At 31.8% G+C, this 20,286-nt stretch carries 17 protein-coding genes and 1 tRNA gene; all 18 read left to right on the top strand.

Features of this window, described 5'->3' with window-relative positions:
- The first annotated feature begins 44 nt into the window (after window positions 1-44).
- The 18 genes from RSA29_RS17995 to RSA29_RS17910 all read left to right on the top strand — a co-directional run bounded on the left by RSA29_RS17995 (window position 45) and on the right by RSA29_RS17910 (window position 19,761).
- Window positions 45-1,715, top strand: a complete 1,671-nt coding sequence (locus RSA29_RS17995) for a formate--tetrahydrofolate ligase (protein WP_346944228.1) — start codon at window positions 45-47, stop codon at window positions 1,713-1,715.
- A gap of 236 nt (window positions 1,716-1,951) precedes the next feature.
- Complete coding sequence (locus RSA29_RS17990) at window positions 1,952-3,436, top strand: carboxyl transferase domain-containing protein (protein WP_346944227.1); 1,485 nt, start codon at window positions 1,952-1,954, stop codon at window positions 3,434-3,436.
- A gap of 13 nt (window positions 3,437-3,449) precedes the next feature.
- Entirely contained in the window at window positions 3,450-3,818 is a 369-nt protein-coding gene (locus tag RSA29_RS17985; RefSeq protein ID WP_346934444.1) for an OadG family protein, read from the top strand.
- 26 nt (window positions 3,819-3,844) lie between these two features.
- Entirely contained in the window at window positions 3,845-4,252 is a 408-nt protein-coding gene (locus tag RSA29_RS17980; protein WP_346944226.1) for a biotin/lipoyl-containing protein, read from the top strand.
- Window positions 4,253-4,288: 36 nt separating this feature from the next.
- Complete coding sequence (locus tag RSA29_RS17975) at window positions 4,289-5,452, top strand: sodium ion-translocating decarboxylase subunit beta (protein ID WP_346944225.1); 1,164 nt, start codon at window positions 4,289-4,291, stop codon at window positions 5,450-5,452.
- A gap of 97 nt (window positions 5,453-5,549) precedes the next feature.
- On the top strand, window positions 5,550-5,723 hold the full coding sequence (locus RSA29_RS17970; RefSeq protein ID WP_346934447.1) for a hypothetical protein: 174 nt from the start codon (window positions 5,550-5,552) through the stop codon (window positions 5,721-5,723).
- A gap of 6 nt (window positions 5,724-5,729) precedes the next feature.
- Window positions 5,730-5,912, top strand: coding sequence for a hypothetical protein (locus RSA29_RS17965; protein ID WP_346934448.1), 183 nt, complete (start codon window positions 5,730-5,732; stop codon window positions 5,910-5,912).
- A 175-nt stretch (window positions 5,913-6,087) separates the two neighbouring features.
- A complete protein-coding gene (locus tag RSA29_RS17960; RefSeq protein ID WP_346944224.1) occupies window positions 6,088-6,867 on the top strand; it encodes a type III pantothenate kinase in 780 nt (259 codons plus the stop codon).
- Window positions 6,868-6,875: 8 nt separating this feature from the next.
- Window positions 6,876-7,844 carry a tRNA dihydrouridine synthase DusB gene (gene dusB, locus RSA29_RS17955; protein WP_346944223.1) on the top strand — a complete coding sequence of 323 codons (969 nt, stop codon included), beginning with the start codon at window positions 6,876-6,878 and terminating at the stop codon, window positions 7,842-7,844.
- Between the two features lie 133 nt (window positions 7,845-7,977).
- The gene (gene greA, locus RSA29_RS17950) at window positions 7,978-8,457 is read left to right on the top strand and encodes a transcription elongation factor GreA (protein WP_346934451.1); all 480 of its coding nucleotides are present in this window, start codon (window positions 7,978-7,980) and stop codon (window positions 8,455-8,457) included.
- A gap of 14 nt (window positions 8,458-8,471) precedes the next feature.
- Window positions 8,472-10,013 (top strand): lysine--tRNA ligase, encoded by a 1,542-nt coding sequence (gene lysS, locus RSA29_RS17945; RefSeq protein ID WP_346944222.1) that lies wholly within the window; start codon window positions 8,472-8,474, stop codon window positions 10,011-10,013.
- Window positions 10,014-10,226: 213 nt separating this feature from the next.
- Window positions 10,227-10,301 (top strand) — tRNA-Asn (locus tag RSA29_RS17940).
- Between the two features lie 434 nt (window positions 10,302-10,735).
- Entirely contained in the window at window positions 10,736-12,127 is a 1,392-nt protein-coding gene (locus RSA29_RS17935) for a glycine--tRNA ligase (RefSeq protein ID WP_346944221.1), read from the top strand.
- 708 nt (window positions 12,128-12,835) lie between these two features.
- On the top strand, window positions 12,836-14,212 hold the full coding sequence (gene murD, locus RSA29_RS17930) for a UDP-N-acetylmuramoyl-L-alanine--D-glutamate ligase (RefSeq protein ID WP_346944220.1): 1,377 nt from the start codon (window positions 12,836-12,838) through the stop codon (window positions 14,210-14,212).
- A gap of 140 nt (window positions 14,213-14,352) precedes the next feature.
- On the top strand, window positions 14,353-15,042 hold the full coding sequence (locus RSA29_RS17925; protein ID WP_346944219.1) for a response regulator transcription factor: 690 nt from the start codon (window positions 14,353-14,355) through the stop codon (window positions 15,040-15,042).
- A complete protein-coding gene (locus RSA29_RS17920) occupies window positions 15,042-16,292 on the top strand; it encodes a HAMP domain-containing sensor histidine kinase (protein WP_346944218.1) in 1,251 nt (416 codons plus the stop codon). Before RSA29_RS17925 ends, RSA29_RS17920 begins: the two co-directional genes overlap by 1 nt.
- 407 nt (window positions 16,293-16,699) lie before the next feature.
- Window positions 16,700-17,365 carry an ABC transporter ATP-binding protein gene (locus RSA29_RS17915; RefSeq protein ID WP_346944217.1) on the top strand — a complete coding sequence of 222 codons (666 nt, stop codon included), beginning with the start codon at window positions 16,700-16,702 and terminating at the stop codon, window positions 17,363-17,365.
- A gap of 2 nt (window positions 17,366-17,367) precedes the next feature.
- The gene (locus tag RSA29_RS17910; protein WP_346944216.1) at window positions 17,368-19,761 is read left to right on the top strand and encodes an FtsX-like permease family protein; all 2,394 of its coding nucleotides are present in this window, start codon (window positions 17,368-17,370) and stop codon (window positions 19,759-19,761) included.
- Window positions 19,762-20,286 lie beyond the last annotated feature (525 nt).

The following is a 20,286-nucleotide window of genomic DNA, read 5'->3' as shown; positions in this document are numbered from 1 at the left end:
AGCTTAGTCATTATCAATAATTTATGTAATTAGGAGGATGTTTTATGAAAAGTGATATTGAAATTGCTCAAAGTGCAAAAATGCTACCAATTTTAGAAGTTGGAAGAACCATGGGGTTGAAAGAGGATGATTTAGAGTTTTATGGTAAATATAAGGCTAAACTATCCTTAGATATCCTTAGTAGGAATAAGGATGTTGAAGATGGCAAGCTTATATTAGTTACTGCTATTAATCCTACACCAGCAGGTGAAGGTAAATCAACGGTAACAATAGGACTTGGACAAGCGCTTTGCAGTTTAGGCAAAAATGCTATTATAGCGTTAAGGGAACCTTCATTAGGTCCAGTATTTGGAGTGAAAGGTGGAGCAGCAGGAGGAGGATATTCTCAGGTTGTACCAATGGAAGATATAAATTTACATTTCACTGGTGATATGCATGCAATAACAACCACAAACAACTTGCTTTCAGCAGCGATAGATAATCATATACATCAAGGTAATGAATTAAGAATAGACTCTAGAAGAATAACATTTAAAAGGGTTCTAGATATGAACGATAGAGCACTAAGAAATATAGTAGTAGGCATGGGTGGAAAACCAAACGGATTTTTAAGGGAAGATGGATTTACAATTACTGTTGCATCTGAAATCATGGCAATATTGTGTCTATCAAAAGATTTAATGGATTTAAAAGAGCGATTTGGTAAAATTTTAGTGGCTTATAACTTAGATGGTGATCCTGTATATTGTAGAGATTTAGAAGTTCAGGGTGCAATGGCAATGCTTATGAAGGATGCTATAAAGCCAAATTTAGTTCAGACTTTAGATAATACACCAGCAATAATACATGGAGGGCCATTCGCAAATATTGCACATGGATGCAATAGTATACTTGCAACAAGGATGGCACTTAAACTTGGAGACTATACAATTACAGAAGCTGGGTTTGGAGCTGACCTAGGTGCGGAAAAGTTTTTTGATATAAAATGTAGATATGGAGAGTTAAAACCAAGTTGTGTAGTTATAGTTGCAACTATTCGTGCACTTAAGCATCACGGTGGAGTAAAAAAAGAAGGGCTAAATATTCCTAATGTAGAAGCGTTATCAAAGGGAATAGTTAATTTAGAGAAACAAATAGAAAATTTACAAAAGTACAATGTACCTGTAGTTGTTGCAATAAATAAATTTGTTTCAGATAGTGATGAGGAAGTTAGATTTATAGAGTCATTCTGTGAAGCTAAAGGTGTAGAAGTTTCGTTGACTGAGGTTTGGGAAAAAGGTGCTGAAGGTGGAAAAGATTTAGCAAGTAAGGTTATGAAAACTATTGAAGAAAAACCAAGCAATTTCACTGTTTTATATGATGAAAAATTAGCGATTGCAGAAAAAATTAAGATTATAGCAAAAGAAATATATGGGGCTGATGATGTAGATTTTACGGCAGGTGCAAAGAAGCAAATGGCTGAAATTGAAAAACTAGGACTTCATAAGGTGCCAATATGTGTTGCGAAGACACAAAATTCACTTTCAGATAATCCAATACTTTTAGGGAGACCAACAGGATTTAATATATCTGTTAAAGAAGTGAAATTATCGAATGGAGCAGGGTTTATTGTGGCTTTAACAGGAGCCATAATGACGATGCCGGGATTACCTAAGGTACCAGCGGCAAATAAAATAGACATTGATGAAAATGGAACAATAGAAGGATTATTTTAATGATAAAAATAGATCTACATATGTAGGTCTATTTTATTGCAAGTTTTTAGTCATGATATAAATTTATATAATTAAAGAGTTATTAAAGCTGTACAAAAAGTCAAAACGAAGCCATAAAATTATGAGTGTTAGAAATTCACAGAAAAATGAATTTAAACTTGCAAATAGATATACAAATGATGTAGGGTATGGTAATATTAAATAGATTAAAGGGTAATAGGTCAGGAGGCGGTAAAATGAACAAACTCGAAGTATTTGATTCAATTAAAGATACAGCACATTTATGTGGTGGAGACGAAAAAATCAAAATGCAGCATAATTTGAATAAGCTTACAACGAGAGAACGAGTTCTTTCATTATTAGATGAAGGATCTTTTGTAGAAGTAGGTGCTATGATTTCAGGTAATGGTGCAGGTGTAATTACTGGTCATGGAACTATGAATGGACGATTAGTTTTTGTTTATAGTCATGATTATACTTTAGATGGTGGAGCGTTCACAAAGACAATGGGGAGAAAGATAGTAAATATTCTTGAAAGTGCTGCGAAAATTGGCGCGCCTATAATTCAAGTTATAGATTCTATTGGGGGGAAACTAAATGAAGGTGTAGAACTTCTTGGAGCTTACGGATTAGTATTAAATAAATATGGTAAGTTAAGTGGAGTTGTTCCGAGAATTTCAGTTGTATGTGGACCAAGTAATGGATTAATGTCGTTGCTTGCAACAATGAGTGATATAACTGTAGCAGTAAACGAAATAAGTGACCTAAGTGTATCTTCACTAGGAAATCTTATAACAAAAGAAGAAAAATATGTGGATAAAACTATGTTAGGCGATGGAAAAAGTTCAAATAGAAATGGCAATGCACATATATATGCGGCTACAGAAGAAGAAGCTTTTGAAGTTGTAAAGAAAGTGATTTCTTACATACCATCAAATAACCTAGAGTTACCGGTACTAAGTGAAGAAGATTATAATTTAAATATAGCTAAAGACAATCTGGATAAGATGGTTGAAAGTGGTAATATTTCATTAGATGAAGTTTTAAATTCAATAGCTGATGAGGACAGTATTATAGAAATATATAAAGATTTTGCTAAAAACTTTAGAACTGCATTAGTGAAAATTAATGGATTAACAGTAGGGGTTATACTGAATTCTAAAAGTAAAGAAATAGATAACGCTGGAGCAAATAAGGTATCAAGCTTTGTGAGATTATGTGATAGCTTTAATATATCTATATTAACTTTAGTTGATACTAAGGGTGCAGTTGTATCCGTAGAAGAAGAAAATAATGGGCTTGCTAAAAATATTGGAAAGCTTATGTATTCATTAATTGATACAACAGTTCCAAAAGTATCTTTAGTAATAGGAGAAGCTTATGGACTTGGATATGAAGTATTAGCTTCAAAAGAGTCTGCATTTGATGTGACTTTGGCATGGCCAACTGCAAAAGTGTGTTTAACGACACCTGAAAGCTATATTAAAGGATTATATAAAGATGAAATATTTAATTCTGGTGATCATAGACAAGGGGAAAAAGATTTAGTGGCTAAGTACTATGAGGAAGTAACAAACCCATATACTGTAGCAAATAATGGAATGGTAGATGATATAATAAAACCAAGTGAAAGCAAACAAAGAATATTTGCTATCTTAGATATGTTACAAAGTAAAAGAGAAGTAAAATATCCTAAATCACATGGCAGTACATTAGTTTAGGGGGAGTTTGAACATGGAAGGAACTATGGGAGAAAAATTAGGATTTGCAATAGGTACATCTGCTACAGCCATGATAATAGTATTTGGAATGCTAGTAATACTTATGCTTATAATTAAGTTTCAAAGTGGTATAATCAATGGAATTGGAAACAAAAAGAAATCAACTGCTAAGCCAGTAGGAAAAGATAGAGATGCAGTTCTAACTGAGGTTGCTCAAGGAGCGCAGGTAATCGATCTAAATGCAGATTGCGAATTGGTAGCAGCTATAATGGCAGCACTATCTGCTCATACAGGAAAATCAGCAGGACAACTAAATATTAATAGTATAAAAAGAGTTAACAATAATAATTCAAATTGGAGAAATGCTTCTATAAATAAATAGAAGTCAGCGTAGGGAGGATATTTTATATGAAAAAATACAATGTTACAGTTAATGGGAATTTATATCAAGTTGAGGTGGATGAAGTTAAAGGTGAATTTGCAGCACCAGTAGTACAAGTTGCAGCACCAGTAGTGGCACCAACAGCGGCACCAGTTGCAACGCCGGTAGCAGCGCCAGTAGCGGCACCGGTAGCAGCGCCAGTTGCATCAGCGAATATAGCTGGAGCTAAAATAGAATCACCAATGCCAGGAACGATTGTTAAAGTTATTGCAACTAAGGGTGCAACAGTTAAGCAAGGTGATGTGTTATTTGTACTTGAAGCAATGAAGATGGAAAATGAAATTATGGCACCAACAGATGGAACGGTAGCAGATGTAAATGTATCACAAGGAACTGCTGTTAATACTGGCGATGTATTAGGGGTTATTGCATAATACAGAGTTAATATGTAACTTAGGAGGAAAACATAAATGAACGTATTTGAAGTAATTAAAGACTTGTTTGCAGCCTCTGGGTTTGCGGCAATAACGGGTCCTCAAGTTATAATGATAGGAGTATCTTTATTTTTCATGTGGCTTGCAATAGTCAAGAAATTTGAACCGCTTTTATTATTGCCTATTGCATTCGGTATGTTAATGACCAATATACCTTTAGGAGAAATAATGAGTGCTCCAATTTTATCAGAAACCGGAGAGGTAATGAAGAGTGGAGGATTGCTTTACTATTTATCAAGAGGTGTGAAATGGGAGATATTCCCGCCACTGATATTCCTTGGAGTTGGCGCTATGACGGATTTCGGACCACTACTTGCTAATCCGTCAAGTGTTCTTATGGGAGCAGGAGCACAATTTGGTATATTCTTTGCATTTACAGTTGCTATTCTTGTTGGATTTACGCCACAAGAAGCAGCATCTATAGGAATTATTGGAGGCGCAGATGGTCCTACAGCGATATTTTTAACTAATCAATTAGCGCCACATTTGCTTGGACCAATATCAGTGGCGGCGTATTCTTATATGGCACTTGTACCACTTATTCAACCTCCAATTATGAAAGCACTTACAACCAAAGAAGAGCGTAGAATTAAAATGGGACAACTAAGACAAGTTAAACAAATAGAGAAAATAATTTTTCCTATAGTTGTTGCTATATTAGTTACATTGTTCTTACCATCACTTCTTCCATTAGTTGGAATGTTGATGCTTGGTAACTTATTTAAGGAGTCTGGAGTAGTTGGAAGACTTTCAGACACAGCCCAGAATGCATTAATAAATATAGTTACTATATTCCTTGGACTTTCAGTTGGAGCGACTGCAACAGCAGAAGCTTTTATAAATCTGAATACAATAAAAATAATAGTAATCGGCATGGCTGCGTTTGCTGTGGCGACTGCAGCTGGAATAATTGTAGGGAAACTTATGTGTAAAATCACTAAGGGGAAAATCAATCCACTTATTGGATCAGCAGGTGTATCTGCGGTACCTATGGCAGCTAGAGTTTCACAGACTGTTGGGAGTAAGGAAGATTCTTCGAACTTCTTACTTATGCATGCTATGGGAGCTAATGTATCAGGAGTTATAGGAAGTGCTATTGCAGCAGGGATACTATTAACCTTATTTAAGGTTATAATATAATCAAATATGAATAAACTTTTAAAAAGGTATGTACTTTCGAAAAAGAGGTATATACCTTTTTTTATTTGATAATAATAAAAAAAAGGAGGCGGTTAGTATGAAAAATGCATTGATGATTAATTCACTAATTGACAAAGAAAATGAAATTATAAAAAGTTATGAGAATTATTTGGCAAATGTACCTATTCAAGAAATAAACAGCCTGGCTAAAGACTCCATTGTAAGACATAATAATCATATCGAGGTATTAAAAAAACTTATAGGGAGGTAAGGAAAAATGTTTCAAAACAAGAATGGGAAAAATATACTAAGAGGAAAATACTTAATTAAAAAAGAAGAAAATTTAAGAAAACAATATTTAGCTTTGATTAATAGTACAAGGGAAGGTACTTTAAAGAAAGAATTATATGAAGTTTTTAAAGATGAAATGTATATAATTAATACTAGTAATCTTACATAATAGATAAGAAAGCAACTAGTGAGGTTGAATTACATAGATAATATAAATATTATACAAAATATTAACAGATATAAAATATCTTAAGTTAATATAGTTAAAATGTGTTATAATAATGAAGAACATTTTTTAAAAGCAGCTCAAAAGCTGCTTTTAATTTTATAGGGGTGATTAGATTATGATATTTGTATTAGATGTAGGAAATACCAATATTGTATTAGGTATTTATAAGGAGAAAACTTTAATTGTGGAATGGAGACTATCTACGGATTATAAAAAGACTTCAGATGAATATATGATAGAAGTAGCGCAGCTATTTACTTATAACAAATTAGATGTTAATGATATATCGGGAGTAATTATATCCTCAGTAGTTCCAAATATAATGTATTCTCTAGAACATATGGTAAGGAAATTTTTCAATAAAAAGCCATTAATAGTGGGACCAGGAATAAAAACTGGCATAAATATAAAGTATGACAATCCAAAAGAAGTTGGAGCGGATAGAATTGTGAATGCGGTGGCAGCATATGAAATGTATAAGACTTCTTTAGTAATTATAGATTTTGGAACAGCAACTACATTTTGTGCAGTTGGAAAAGGTGGAGATTATATCGGGGGAACTATATGTCCAGGAATAAAGATCTCTTCAGATGCACTATTCCAAAAAGCTGCAAAACTACCAAGGGTAGAGCTTGTAAAACCAGATACAGTAATATGTAAAAACACTGTAGCTAGTATGCAGGCTGGTATAGTATATGGATATATAGGTCAAGTTGATTTTATAATTAAAAAAATAAAAGAGGAAATGAAAGCACTAGGCGAGGGTAATCCTATGGTTGTAGCAACCGGTGGACTGGCGAACCTAATAGCTCAAGATTCTACGATGATAGATAAAGTCGAACCATTTCTAACATTAGAAGGGCTTAGAATGATATATGAAAAGAATAAAGAATAGGTGATAAAATGAAGATTGCAAACTTAGAATTTAAGAATCCTGTATTTTTAGCACCAATGGCAGGAGTTACAGATATAGCATATAGAGGCATATGTAAAGAGATGGGTTGTGGTCTTGTATATACAGAAATGGTTAGTGCTAAAGGATTATTTTATAACAGCAAGAACACTGAAACGCTTATGAGGATAAGTGATGAAGAAAAACCGGTTGCACTTCAGATATTTGGAAATGATCCTAAGATAATGGCTCATGCATGTGAAGTTATAGATAGTATTGATGGTGTATGCATTATAGATGTAAACATGGGGTGTCCTGTTCCGAAAATAACTAAGAATGGAGAAGGTTCTGCCCTTATGAAGACTCCTGAATTAGCTAGTGAAATTATTAGAGAAATGAAAAAAGTATCATCAAAACCAATTACAGTTAAGTTTAGAAAAGGATTTGATTCTAATAATATAAATGCAGTTGAGTTTGCGAAGTGCATGGAGGCTGCTGGAGTAGATGCAATAACTATTCATGGAAGAACTAAAGAACAAATGTATGAAGGTAAAGCAGATTGGGATATAATAAGGCAAGTAAAGGCTGCAGTTTCTATTCCAGTTTTAGGGAATGGAGATATATTTGAAGCTGAAGATGCTATAAATATGAAAAGTATTACGAATTGTGATGGTGTAATGATTGCTAGAGGTGCAATGGGTAATCCTTGGATATTTAATGAAATAAAGCAAGGCATGGACGGTGATGAGATAGTAAAACCAGATTATTTAGATAAAATTAATATGTGTATACTACATTTGGATAAAGCAGTTAAATATTTTGGCGAGAATAAGGCTGTAAGGGAAATGAGAAAACATATAGCCTGGTATATAAAGGGACTAAAAAATTGTACAGATATTAAAAATAAGGTTAATTTGGCAACAACCTATGATGAAATGAATACATTATTAGAGTACTATAAAGACGAATATATAAAATAGTATTTTAAATAAAAATATGCATTTATTGACAAGGGGGTACAGCTGATTTATAATTAATCAAAGATTATTAAAGAAGAATAAGATACATAAACATTTATATAAAAAGTTTATTATAATAAAAGGGGAGAAATATATGAGCGAAACTAAAAAATACGTAATGACTTACGAAGGAATAAAAAAACTTGAGGATGAATTAGAATATTTAAAAACTGTTAAAAGAAAAGAAATAACAGAAAAGATAAAAGTTGCTTTAGGATATGGGGACTTAAGTGAGAATTCAGAATATGATGAAGCAAAGAATGAACAAGCATTTGTTGAAGGTAGAATAATTCAACTTGAAAATATGTTAAGAAATGCTTCAGCGGTTGATGAAAGTGAAATACCTAATGACACAGTTAGTATCGGAACGATAGTTAGAGTAAAGGATTATGAGTTTGATGAAGAACTTGAATTTTATATTGTTGGTTCTGCCGAAGTAGATCCTTATAATAATAAGATATCAGATGAGTCACCAGTAGGAAATGGGCTTATGGGCAAAAAAACTGGGGATGTTATAGAAGTATCAACTCCAGATGGAGTTAATAAGTATGAGGTACTAGAGATTAGAAGATAAGAGGAGGATGAGTTATGTCTACAGAAGTTAATAACGAAAACTTACAAGAGGTTGCTGTTGATGTTGAAAATATAATAGCACAAGAAGCTGAATATAATGAACAAGTAACTATTAGAAGGCAGAAACTTGCTGATCTTCAAGCAGCGGGAAAAGATCCATTTGATGTATATAAAGTTGAAAGAACTCACAATGCACAAGAGGTTAGAGAGCAATATGAAGAACTAACAGAGAAATCTGTTACAATTGCAGGAAGACTTATGTCTAAAAGAATACAAGGAAAAGCAGGGTTCTGTGATATCCATGATAGATCAGGAAAGATGCAAGTGTATGCAAGATTGGATGCCATTGGCGAAGAGCAATTTAAGGATGCAAAAACTTTTGATATAGGTGACTTTTTAGAGGTTAAAGGAACTCCTTTTATGACTAAAACTGGGGAAATTTCAGTTAGAGCTACAAGTGTTATTCTGATTGCTAAATCTTTAAAACCACTTCCAGAAAAATGGCATGGACTTAAGAATCCAGATTTGAAATATAGACAAAGAGAAGTAGATCTTGTAATGAATAAAGATGTAAGAGATACTTTCATAAATAGAATACAAATTATAAAAGCAGTAAGAGAATTCTTAGATAATAGAGGTTATTTAGAAGTAGAAACACCGATTTTATCACCTATAGCCGGAGGAGCTGCTGCAAGACCATTTATGACACACCACAATACATTAGATATTGATATGTACCTAAGAATAGCTACAGAGTTATATCTTAAAAGATGTATAGTTGGTGGCTTAGAAAAGGTATACGACATGGGTAAAAACTTCAGAAATGAAGGAATGAGTGTTAGACATAACCCTGAATTTACAATGATAGAGTTATATGAGGCTTATGCAGATTATAATGATATGATGAGAATAACAGAAGACTTAGTTGCTTATGCTTGCGAAAAAGTTCATGGGACTACAAAAGTAGATTACCAAGGAACTGAAATAGACTTTACACCACCATGGAGAAGAATTACTATGGTTGATGCTGTAAAAGAATATGCAGGAGTAGATTTTACTAAAATTACTACTGATGAAGAAGCAAGAGTAATTGCAAAAGAAAAGCATTTGGAGTTTATAAAAGAATTAAAGGATTGTACTAAAGCAGATATATTAAATGCATTATTTGAAGAATTTGCTGAGGCGCACTTAATTCAACCAACATTCCTATGTGATTATCCGGTAGAAATATCACCATTAACAAAGAAGAAACGTGGTGATGAAGCCTTTACTGAGAGATTTGAAGGATTTGTATATGGTAGAGAAGTATGTAATGCATATTCAGAGCTTAATGATCCAATCGTTCAAAGACAAAGATTTGAGCAACAAGCAAACGAAAGAGAGCTTGGAGATGATGAGGCTTATCTAATTGATGAAGAATTCATGAGTGCTTTAGAAGTTGGAATGCCACCAACAGGTGGACTTGGAATTGGTATTGATAGAATAGTAATGTTCTTGACTAATGCAGTATCAATTAGAGATGTTATATTATTCCCAACAATGAAGCCATTACAATAGGTGGGATGAAGCCAGCTATTAATATAATTATATAAATTTTTTTAATTGTGATCCATAGATTGATGGGTACTAGAATTATTTATTTTAAATAATTCTAGTACAAAATAGCTAATAATAGTTATTGAAAAATCTATGGATTATTTTTATTTTTTTATGAAATATTACTTGATTTTCACAATAGAAGTGATATAATTAATTTATAGTAAGAAATATTCCGCGATAGCTCAACGGTGGAGCACTCGGCTGTTAACCGATAGGTTGGAGGTTCGAATCCTCTTCGCGGAGCCATTTTTTTATAAGTGGTATGATTTTGGGGCGGGCTTTTGGGTCGGCTTATTTTATTATATTAATAACTGTATAAAATTATAATGGCAACTTAAATCAACTTTGAATATAGTGTTATTAGTTAATTAGGTAGGCATGGAATAAATTAAACTATGTAGAAGAATACTAATAATTATGAAACAGTATTAAAATTGAATAATAACTATGATAAAGAAGAGTAGTAATAGAGATTTTGTAGAGAGGTGATGGTTGGTGAAAATCATTGAATTTGTATTATGAATGGAACTTTGGAGTTAATGGATTTTTAAAGATGAGCTTTAGCTAATAAGGGTGGAACCGCGGAATTAATTTCGTCCCTTAGTTGGTTAGAGTTTTTTTATATTTTAAATTATTAATGTAAATTGACAATACGATAACAATTAATGGAGGTAATGAATATGGCTAATGAATTAACTATGGATAAAATGGTAGCACTATGTAAGAATAGAGGATTTATATTCTCAGGATCTGAAATTTATGGAGGACTTGCAAATTCATGGGATTATGGTCCGCTTGGAGTTGAATTTAAAAATAATGTTAAAAAGGCTTGGTGGAAAAAGTTTGTCCAAGAGAGTCCTTATAATATAGGTCTAGACTGTGCAATATTAATGAATCCTGAAGTTTGGGTTGCAACTGGACACGTAGGAGGATTTTCTGATCCCCTTATGGACTGCAAGGAATGTAAAGCTAGGTTTAGAGCAGATAAATTAGTTGAAGATCACATGACTGCTGAAGGTGTAGAAGTAGCAATAGCTGATGGATGGACTAATGAAGAATACAAAGAATATATAGAAAAAAACAATGTGGTTTGTCCTAAATGTGGCAAAATGAACTATACAGATATAAGAAAGTTCAACCTTATGTTTAAAACATCTCAAGGTATAACAGAGGATAATAAAAATGATATCTATTTAAGACCAGAAACAGCTCAGGGTATATTTGTAAACTTTAAAAATGCACAAAGAACATCTAGAAAAAAAGTACCGTTTGGAATAGCTCAAATAGGTAAATCGTTTAGAAATGAAATTACTCCAGGTAACTTCACATTCAGAACTAGAGAGTTTGAACAAATGGAACTTGAATTTTTCTGTAAACCAGGTACGGATTTAGAGTGGTTTGGATATTGGAAAGAGTATTGTAAAAATTTCTTATTCAACTTAGGGATGAAGGAAACCAACTTAAGATTTAGAGATCATGAGCAGGAAGAATTATCTTTCTATAGTAATGCGACTTGTGATATAGAATTCTTATTCCCATTTGGATGGGGTGAACTTTGGGGAATAGCAGATAGAACAGACTATGACTTAAAGAGACACATGGAGCATTCAGGTCAAGATTTATCATATTTAGATCCAACTACTAATGAAAAATATGTTCCTTATTGCATAGAACCATCATTAGGAGCTGATAGAGTTGCTTTAGCATTCTTATGTGAGGCATATGCTGAGGAAGAACTTGAAGGTGGAGATGTAAGAACTGTTATGCACCTTCATCCAGCATTGGCACCATTCAAAGCTGCAGTTCTACCACTTAGTAAAAAATTAAGTGAAAAAGCTCTTGATGTTTATGGAGTTTTAGCTAAGAAGTTTAATGTTGATTATGATGAAACTGGAAGTATCGGAAAGAGATATAGAAGAGAAGATGAAATAGGAACTCCGTTTTGCATAACTATAGACTTTGATACTTTAGAGGACAATGCAGTTACAGTTAGAGATAGAGATACAATGGAGCAAATAAGAATGCCTATAACTGAATTAGTAGCTTATATTGAAGAAAAGATGGAGTTTTAATTTAGGTATATAGGTTAAAGTTGTAGTAAGTATGAATAAGGATTATAAAAATTAATAAAAGGATATGAAGTTAGGGTAAGTTCTCTAAGTTCATATCCTTTTAAATTTATAGGTATATATTAAATCAAACATATATTATTGTATTATGTTTGATTTAATATGTTTATATTGGGAAAAATATTAAGGTGAATTAGAGTCGTTGCATGTTGGATAGTATGTGTAGGATATTAATATTGTAGTGGTATGGTATATGTATTAGCTATGGGTGGATAAATACTTGGGTTACAAATGAATATTCAAAAGGCGGTTAGTTTAATATTGCACTTATGTACCTAAAAAAGGGTAAAAAAATAACCGGATTTGCATCCGGTAAAAAATAGGGTTTAATCATGGGGATATGTTATGTGCAATGCTAAACCTTTGGGGAAAAGTTTTAGCACCTTTACTTACGGCACAAACATATTATAGCATAGAGAATTATTCATATCAATAGTTTTTTGATAAAAAACTGAATTAAATTGAATTTAATTTTTAAAAATATCTAACATATAGGATTAATCATATTAAAAGTGAAAAATTTGGAGATTTTTAATGTTGTTTATACATATACATAATGATAGTTAGAGTTTTTAAAAGTTTAATCTAGTGATATAATTAGTAATATAATTTAATAAGTAAGCTAAAGGGTAGCGATGCTGGAGGAAAAAAATGAAAAGAGATTTTAATGAATTTAAAACTTTTATTAAGGGAAAAAAAGTAGCAGTTGTAGGAATAGGGGTAAGTAATATACCTTTAATAGAGTTCCTTATGAATTTAGGGGCTAAGGTAACTGCTTTCGATAGAAAAAGTGAAGATCAACTTAAGGATGTAGTTGGAGAATATGAGCCAAAAGGAATTAAGTTTGAATTGGGAGAAAACTATTTATCGAAGTTACGTGGATTTGAAGTTGTTTTTAAAACTCCATCTATGAGAATTGATGGTAAAGAACTTACAATGGCAAAAGAAGAGGGGGCTTATGTAACTTCTGAAATGGAAGAGTTCATAAGATATTGTCCTGCTAAGATATATGGAATAACAGGAAGTGATGGAAAGACTACTACTACATCACTTGTGTATAATATTTTAAATGAAGCAGGGTTTAAAACATGGGTAGGGGGAAATATAGGAACTCCACTATTTACAAGAATAGAAGAAATATTATCGAGTGACAAAGTTGTACTTGAATTATCAAGTTTTCAGTTGATGACTATAGATACATCTACAGATGTTGCACTTATAACTAATTTATCTCCAAATCATCTAGATATGCATAAAGATTTAGAGGAGTATATTGATGCTAAGAAAAATATATATAAATATCAACAAGGAAATGACTTATTAGTATTAAATGCAGATAACGATGTTACAAAAGGGATTATAGGAGAAGAGAAGGGAAAATTGTATACCTTCAGTATAAATAAGGTTGTAGAAGCTGGGGCATATTTTAAAGATGGCGGATTGTTTGTTAATGGCCAAAAGGTATGTGATAAAAGTGAAGTGTTGCTTAAGGGTATGTATAATATAGAAAATTTACTAGCGGCATTTGCAGTTACTGTAGATGATGTTAAAGTTGAAGTTATGAAGAAGATAGCTACTACATTTAAAGGTGTAGAGCATAGAAATGAGTTTGTTAGAAAATATAAAGGTGTAGAATACTACAATAATTCTATAGCTTCAAGTCCAACTAGAACATTAGCAAGTTTGAAATCTTTTGAAAAGCCAGTGATATTAATTGCAGGTGGACGTGATAAAAAAGTTCCATTTGATTCATTAGCATATGAAGGTTATCCGTATATTAAGTCCTTAATTTTACTTGGAGAAGCTAAGTTTCAAATAAAAGAAGCTTTCGATTCATTAAAGAATAACAAGGGGATTGAAGTTGATGTTCATATGGTTGACTCTTTGGAGGAAGCAGTTGATAAGGCTGTAGAGATATCAAAAGATGGAGATATAGTAACTCTAGCACCGGCTTGTACAAGTTTTGATATGTTTGAAAACTTTTCTGTAAGAGGAGATAAATTTAAAGAAATAATTAATTCAAAATAAATATAAAAGTTGGATTTATGAAAGAATAAATCCAACTTTTTTTATACCATCATTTATGGATGGACTTAGGGTAAGTATATTTATGGGGAGGATATATTATGGTAAACTAGTTATTGATTAAATTTTAGGGGGACAAACAAATGAAGACAATTTTATTATTAGAAGATGATCAGAGTTTAAATCGGGGAATAAGTTTTAAACTTAAAAAAGAAGGTTATAACGTGTTATCAGAAGTTAGTGTTAAGGGTGCATTAGATAGGCTTAATAATAATAAGGTGGATTTAATAATTAGTGATGTTGGTCTTGAAGATGGAAATGGTTTTGATTTTTGTGAGAAAGTTAGAAAGAAGAGTGATGTATTCATAATTTTTTTAACTGCATTAGATCAAGAAATTGATATAGTTACAGGCTATGATTTGGGTGCGGATGATTATATAACTAAACCATTTAGTTTAATGGTATTAATTTCTAAAGTTAATGCTTTTATGAGAAGAATTGAAAACAGATCTTCTTCAGAAAGTATTTCATCGAATGAAATAACATTTATTCCAGATGAAATGAGGGTTTTAAAAAGAGGACAAGAAGTTGCGCTAAGTAAAAATGAGTTAAAATTACTAAAGCAGTTAATGAGTAATCCAAAACAAATTTTAAGTAAAGGGCAATTACTTGAAGCGCTTTGGGATATAGATGGTAATTTTGTTGATGAAAATACTGTAGCAGTTAATATAAGGAGACTTAGAGAAAAGATAGAGGAAGTTCCTTCAAGTCCTAAATATATAAGGAATGTAAGAGGTGTAGGATATATATGGAGTGTGGAGTGTGTTAGATAGTGATTAGGTATATAAAAGACGAGCCATTAATAAAGAGAACAATTATATGCATAACAATAATTATGATTTCCGTATATGGAGCATTTATTGCGTTTCAAATGAGGCAGCTAAATACAATACATAAAAAGCAGATAGAAACATTCCAACGGGTAGTTGGAACTGTAGCAAAAGAATATCCGGAAAAGGAAGCAGAGATAGTTAAATCTATATTTGAGGTACAACAAAAAGATACACAGAAGTTAGGCGCCGATATATTGAAAAAGTATGGATATGACATTGAAGTTGAGATGCTTAATGATAATACGTTTTTAGATTATAGAACAGGGCTAGTAGAGATGAATATTTGGATAGTGGTTTTAATTCTGATATTAAACATAATTTTACTATTCATGGTCTTTAGAAAAGTTATTTTATACTTCAACCGTGTATCTGGTGCTTTGGATAATTTTATTAAAGGTGATTACAGGGGAGATAAATATGATTTGGACAAGGGTGTAGTATCGAGAGTTTCAAACCAGTTAAAACAAGTTGGAAATTCGATAGCATTAAGACATGATAAATTAATGGATGAAAAAGAAAACTCGCAGGCGCTAGTTACGGATATATCTCATCAGCTTAAGACACCATTATCATCGTTGAAGATGTGTAATTCTTTATTGCTAGAAGAAGAATTGGATGATATAGAAAGAAAAGAATTTCTGGATAGTAGTAGGGTTAGTATAGGAAAACTGGAATGTCTTATAGATTCTTTAGTTAATATCTCAAGGTTAGAAGCCAATATGATAAAAATTAAGCCGGTAAGTTGTAGTGTGAAAAATACTTTGACTAGTGCGATTAATGGAGTTTACATGAAGGCTTTAGATAAGGAAATCGAAATAGAGTTAGATGAATTTGAGGATCAATTAGTTCCTCATGATTCAAAATGGACAGAAGAAGCTATTTTTAATGTGTTAGAAAATGGAGTTAAATATACGAATGTAGGTGGAAATATTAAAATAAATGTATCGGATACTGTGAATTATATAAGAATATCAATTAAAGATAATGGTGTTGGAATTAATAAAGTAGAGTTTAATGATATATTTAAAAGATTTTATAGAGGAAAGACAAAAGATATAAAATCTGTAGAAGGATCTGGAGTAGGTCTTTATTTAACAAGGAAAATATTAGAGGAACAAGGTGGAAGTGTTATGGTAAAATCAACATTTGGAATTGGCAGTGAGTTTACTATTCTCTTGAGGAAACAATAATATGTTAAAACTAAAAATGTGAATAAGGTAAATTAGGGGGTGGGTATATTTCACAAATTTTCTTATAAGAATTAAAATGACTTTTTAAATTATGAGTTTGTAAAATTAAAATAATTGCTTATAGAATAATGCTTACAGAGTAACCATGTAAAAATGTGTTTAGTTTGTAAGTGTTTTTTTTTATAATGAATATTAGGTGTTATGAGTCTTACAAAACTGTAAGTATTTTTGAAAGAGAGATGTAAGGTTGATAATGTATTATAAATATTGTAGTCAGTATGTTGGATTTCGAAAGAACTTAGTGTAAACACGATGTGAATCCAATGTGGATAACGATAGATGGGTTATAAATAATTGTGGATAAGTTGAGATGAAAAAAGAAGTTATTAATAGAGGAGGATTTTAAAATGAAAAGTATGTTAGAGACACAAGGGTTAAATAAGCACTATGGTGAAGGTGAAGGTTTAGTAAAAGCTATAGATAATACAAGTATTAAGATAATAGAAGGTGAATTTGCTGCAATAGTTGGAAAGTCTGGATCTGGGAAAAGTACATTACTACATATGCTTGGAGGTCTTGATAGACCAACATCGGGTAAGGTTATTATAGATGGGAATGATATATTTTCATTAAAGGATGAAGGCCTTGCGGTATTCAGAAGAAGAAATATAGGTTTTATATTTCAATATTATAATTTGATTCCATCTTTAAATGTATGGGAAAATATTGTGTTACCAATAGGATTAGATGGAACAAAAGTAGATGAAGATTTTGTTAATGATATAATTAAGACTTTGGGTCTTCAAGATAAAAAGAATATGTTACCTAACACGTTATCTGGAGGACAGCAGCAAAGAGTTGCAATAGCGAGAGCTTTAGCATCGAAGCCTTCGATGATTCTTGCGGATGAGCCAACGGGAAATTTGGATTCTAAAACTGAAGAGGAAGTTATTACGTTACTTAAAATGTCGGCCAAAAAATATAGTCAAACATTAGTTATGATAACTCATGATGAAGCTATAGCTCAAATGGCTGATAGAATAATTGTAATTGAAGATGGTAAGGTGGTGTAATAATGACAACTATATCTAAAATAGCTAATGGGAGTTTAAAAACAAATAAAAGCAAAAGCGTATTAATAGTAATAACAATAATGTTAACAACTATTCTTTTAACATCGGTTGGAATAACTTGTGCAAATTGGGCAGAGATGAATATGGAAGTTACAATAGAACGTTCTGGTTCATACCATGCGATATACAAAAGAACAACGGTAGATGATTTGAAGGTTATGGAAAATAATATAGATTTAGAACAGTTTGGAGTAATGAGAACTGTAGGGGATGCAGAGTATGAAGAGAATAATTTAAGTCTTACATATACTGATGAAAATAATAAAGTCATGTCAAACATAAAGTTTATAGAAGGAAACATGCCAACTAAAGTAGATGAAATAGCGATTCAAGATGGATATTTAAAATTATTGGGGTTAGATGCTAAGGTTGGGGAAAAAATTAAAATAGAATATGAATCTAGATTAACTGAAGAACTAAAGATTAAAGAGTTTACGGTATCTGGATTAATGGAAACATCAGACTTGAATGCAGAGAATAAAAGGTATGCAGCAATAATATCAGAAGAATTTTTAGCGAAAGAAGAATCTTCAAAGGATATGGAGTTTAATGCATATGTAAGAGTGGCAGGAGAGGATAAGTTATCAGGAAAAGAAATTGAAGCTAAGGCTAAATCTATAGCAGAAGATATAGGTATAAATGAGTATGAAGTTAAGTTGAATGAAGATTATATAAATGCAACAAAACCTGATACGGCAGTTTTAGGTGGTGGATTAGCGGTAGTTATTATAGTTATACTTTCTAGTGTGTTAGTTATATATAGTATTTTTTATGTGTCAATAATAACTAAGGTACAAGAGTATGGGAAACTAAGAGCAGTTGGAGCTGCTAAAAAACAGATAAAAGGTATTATTTTAAGAGAAGGAATGGTTCTTGCATCTATTGCGATTCCGCTAGGACTAGTGATTGGGTATTTTATAGGGAATGTAGTAATTAAGAAGTTATTACTTATGGATGGGTATAATGTGGGTGGATTTAATTTGCCAATAATGGTATCGGTATTAATGATTAGTTATTTAACTGTATTTGCATCATTAATTAAGCCGATGAAGATTGCATCAAAAGTATCTCCTGTAGAAGCTATGAGATACAATGGTGAAGAAGATTCAAGGAGGAAAGATAGAAAAGGATATGTGGATATAAACCTTAAAAGATTAACGTATGCAAATCTTTCAAGAAATAAAAAGAGAACAGTAATAACATTAGCTTCTCTTGCATTAAGTGGAATATTATTTATAACGATGTCAACAATCATGAGTAGCATGGATGCAGAACATATGGCTAGAGAACATATGCTTGGAGATTTTAAATTATCATTAGCCAATTATACATATGGGGATGATGAAGTGTTATTAACAGATTATAATATAATTCAAGAAAATAACCCATTAGGGAATGAATTTAGAGAAGAGCTTATAAAAATTCCTGGGGTTGAAGGGATTAAGACTTCTGGGAGTAGTTGGGTTGATCATAAGTTGCCATCAGGTGAAAAAGAAAGAAATGATTTAGGCGGATTTGGAGAAGCGGATCTTAAAAAACTTGAAGAGAATTTAATAGAAGGTGAAATTAATTATGAATCTCTTAAAGATGGTGATGGTGTAATATATACATACCCTTCATATGCAGAAGAAAGTGGAATTAAGGTTGGGGAAAAAATTAACCTTACTATATATGATGGAAGTAAAACATTTGAAAAAGAATTTGTAGTTGAAGCTATGTGCTATGTGGGGGGTTCTGCATTTATAGTTCCAAATAATGTTATGGATGAACTGATAAAAACCGATATTACAAGTGCTGTAGATATACTGGTAGATAAAGATAGTATAGATTCGATCGAGAAAAACTTAAAATCTATAGCTGACGGAAATGCATTTATAGAATTAACAACTTTGAGTGGGGATATAGAAATGTATGAAGATATGCTTGCTTTAATGAAAATTTTAGGGTACTCATTAGTGATAATAATTGGGGCTATAGGATTTATGAACCTTATAAATACGATGATAACAAGTATAATAACAAGGAAAAGGGAGCTTGGAATGTTACAAGCAATAGGCCTTTCGAATAAGCAGCTTGTAAAGATGCTACAAATAGAAGGATTGTTTTACACTCTTGGAACATTATTTATAACATTAACATTAGGGAATGTATTTGGATATATAGCGTTTGCTGCATTTAAAAATTCTGGGGCATCATATGCAGTATATAATTATCCGTTATCTCAAACAATAATTTTAATAATAGCGGTAACCGGAGCGCAGTTACTTTTAACTTATTTCGTAAGTAATAACTTTAACAAAGAATCATTGGTGGATAGGGTTAGATATAGCGAATAGAAAGTTTGTAGAAGACTTAACCTTGCGGTTAGGTCTTTTATAAATAATTTAATTATTGTAGGTATAAGCAATGTTATAAATGGGGGTGTTTTGTGAAATTTTCAACTAGAAAGTAATATTTAAAATAAGTTTAAGGGGCGAGAATGTGGGTATAGAAATGTAGATGTGTTAAATTAGGCGAATACATTACCTAGTGTATCATCATATGAAATTAATAAAAAAAGAAAGGAAAATAGAGGAATATGGATTTAATTTAGTTAAATGAAAAACCTTGGGACAAACCATACTAGTATATATGGTATTATAAATCTCGTCGCTAAGTGATGCGAACTTCAAAGTAAGTAAATGAGATGGCTTATAATAAACAAATTAAAACGCTAGAATGTTTTGAAAAAAGTTTTGAAAAAGTTGTTGACATTATGAAATGATGATGATAAAATTTAAAAAGTAGTCAACCGAAACGTTGATGAAAAAAACAAATGGTCTTTGAAAATTAAACAGAGAAAAAGGTAAAACCAGTTAATT

The sequence above is a fragment of the Clostridium sp. genome, assembly GCF_036660475.1.
Lineage (GTDB): Bacteria > Bacillota > Clostridia > Clostridiales > Clostridiaceae > Clostridium_J.
This window is presented reverse-complemented; position numbering and strand designations above follow the sequence as displayed.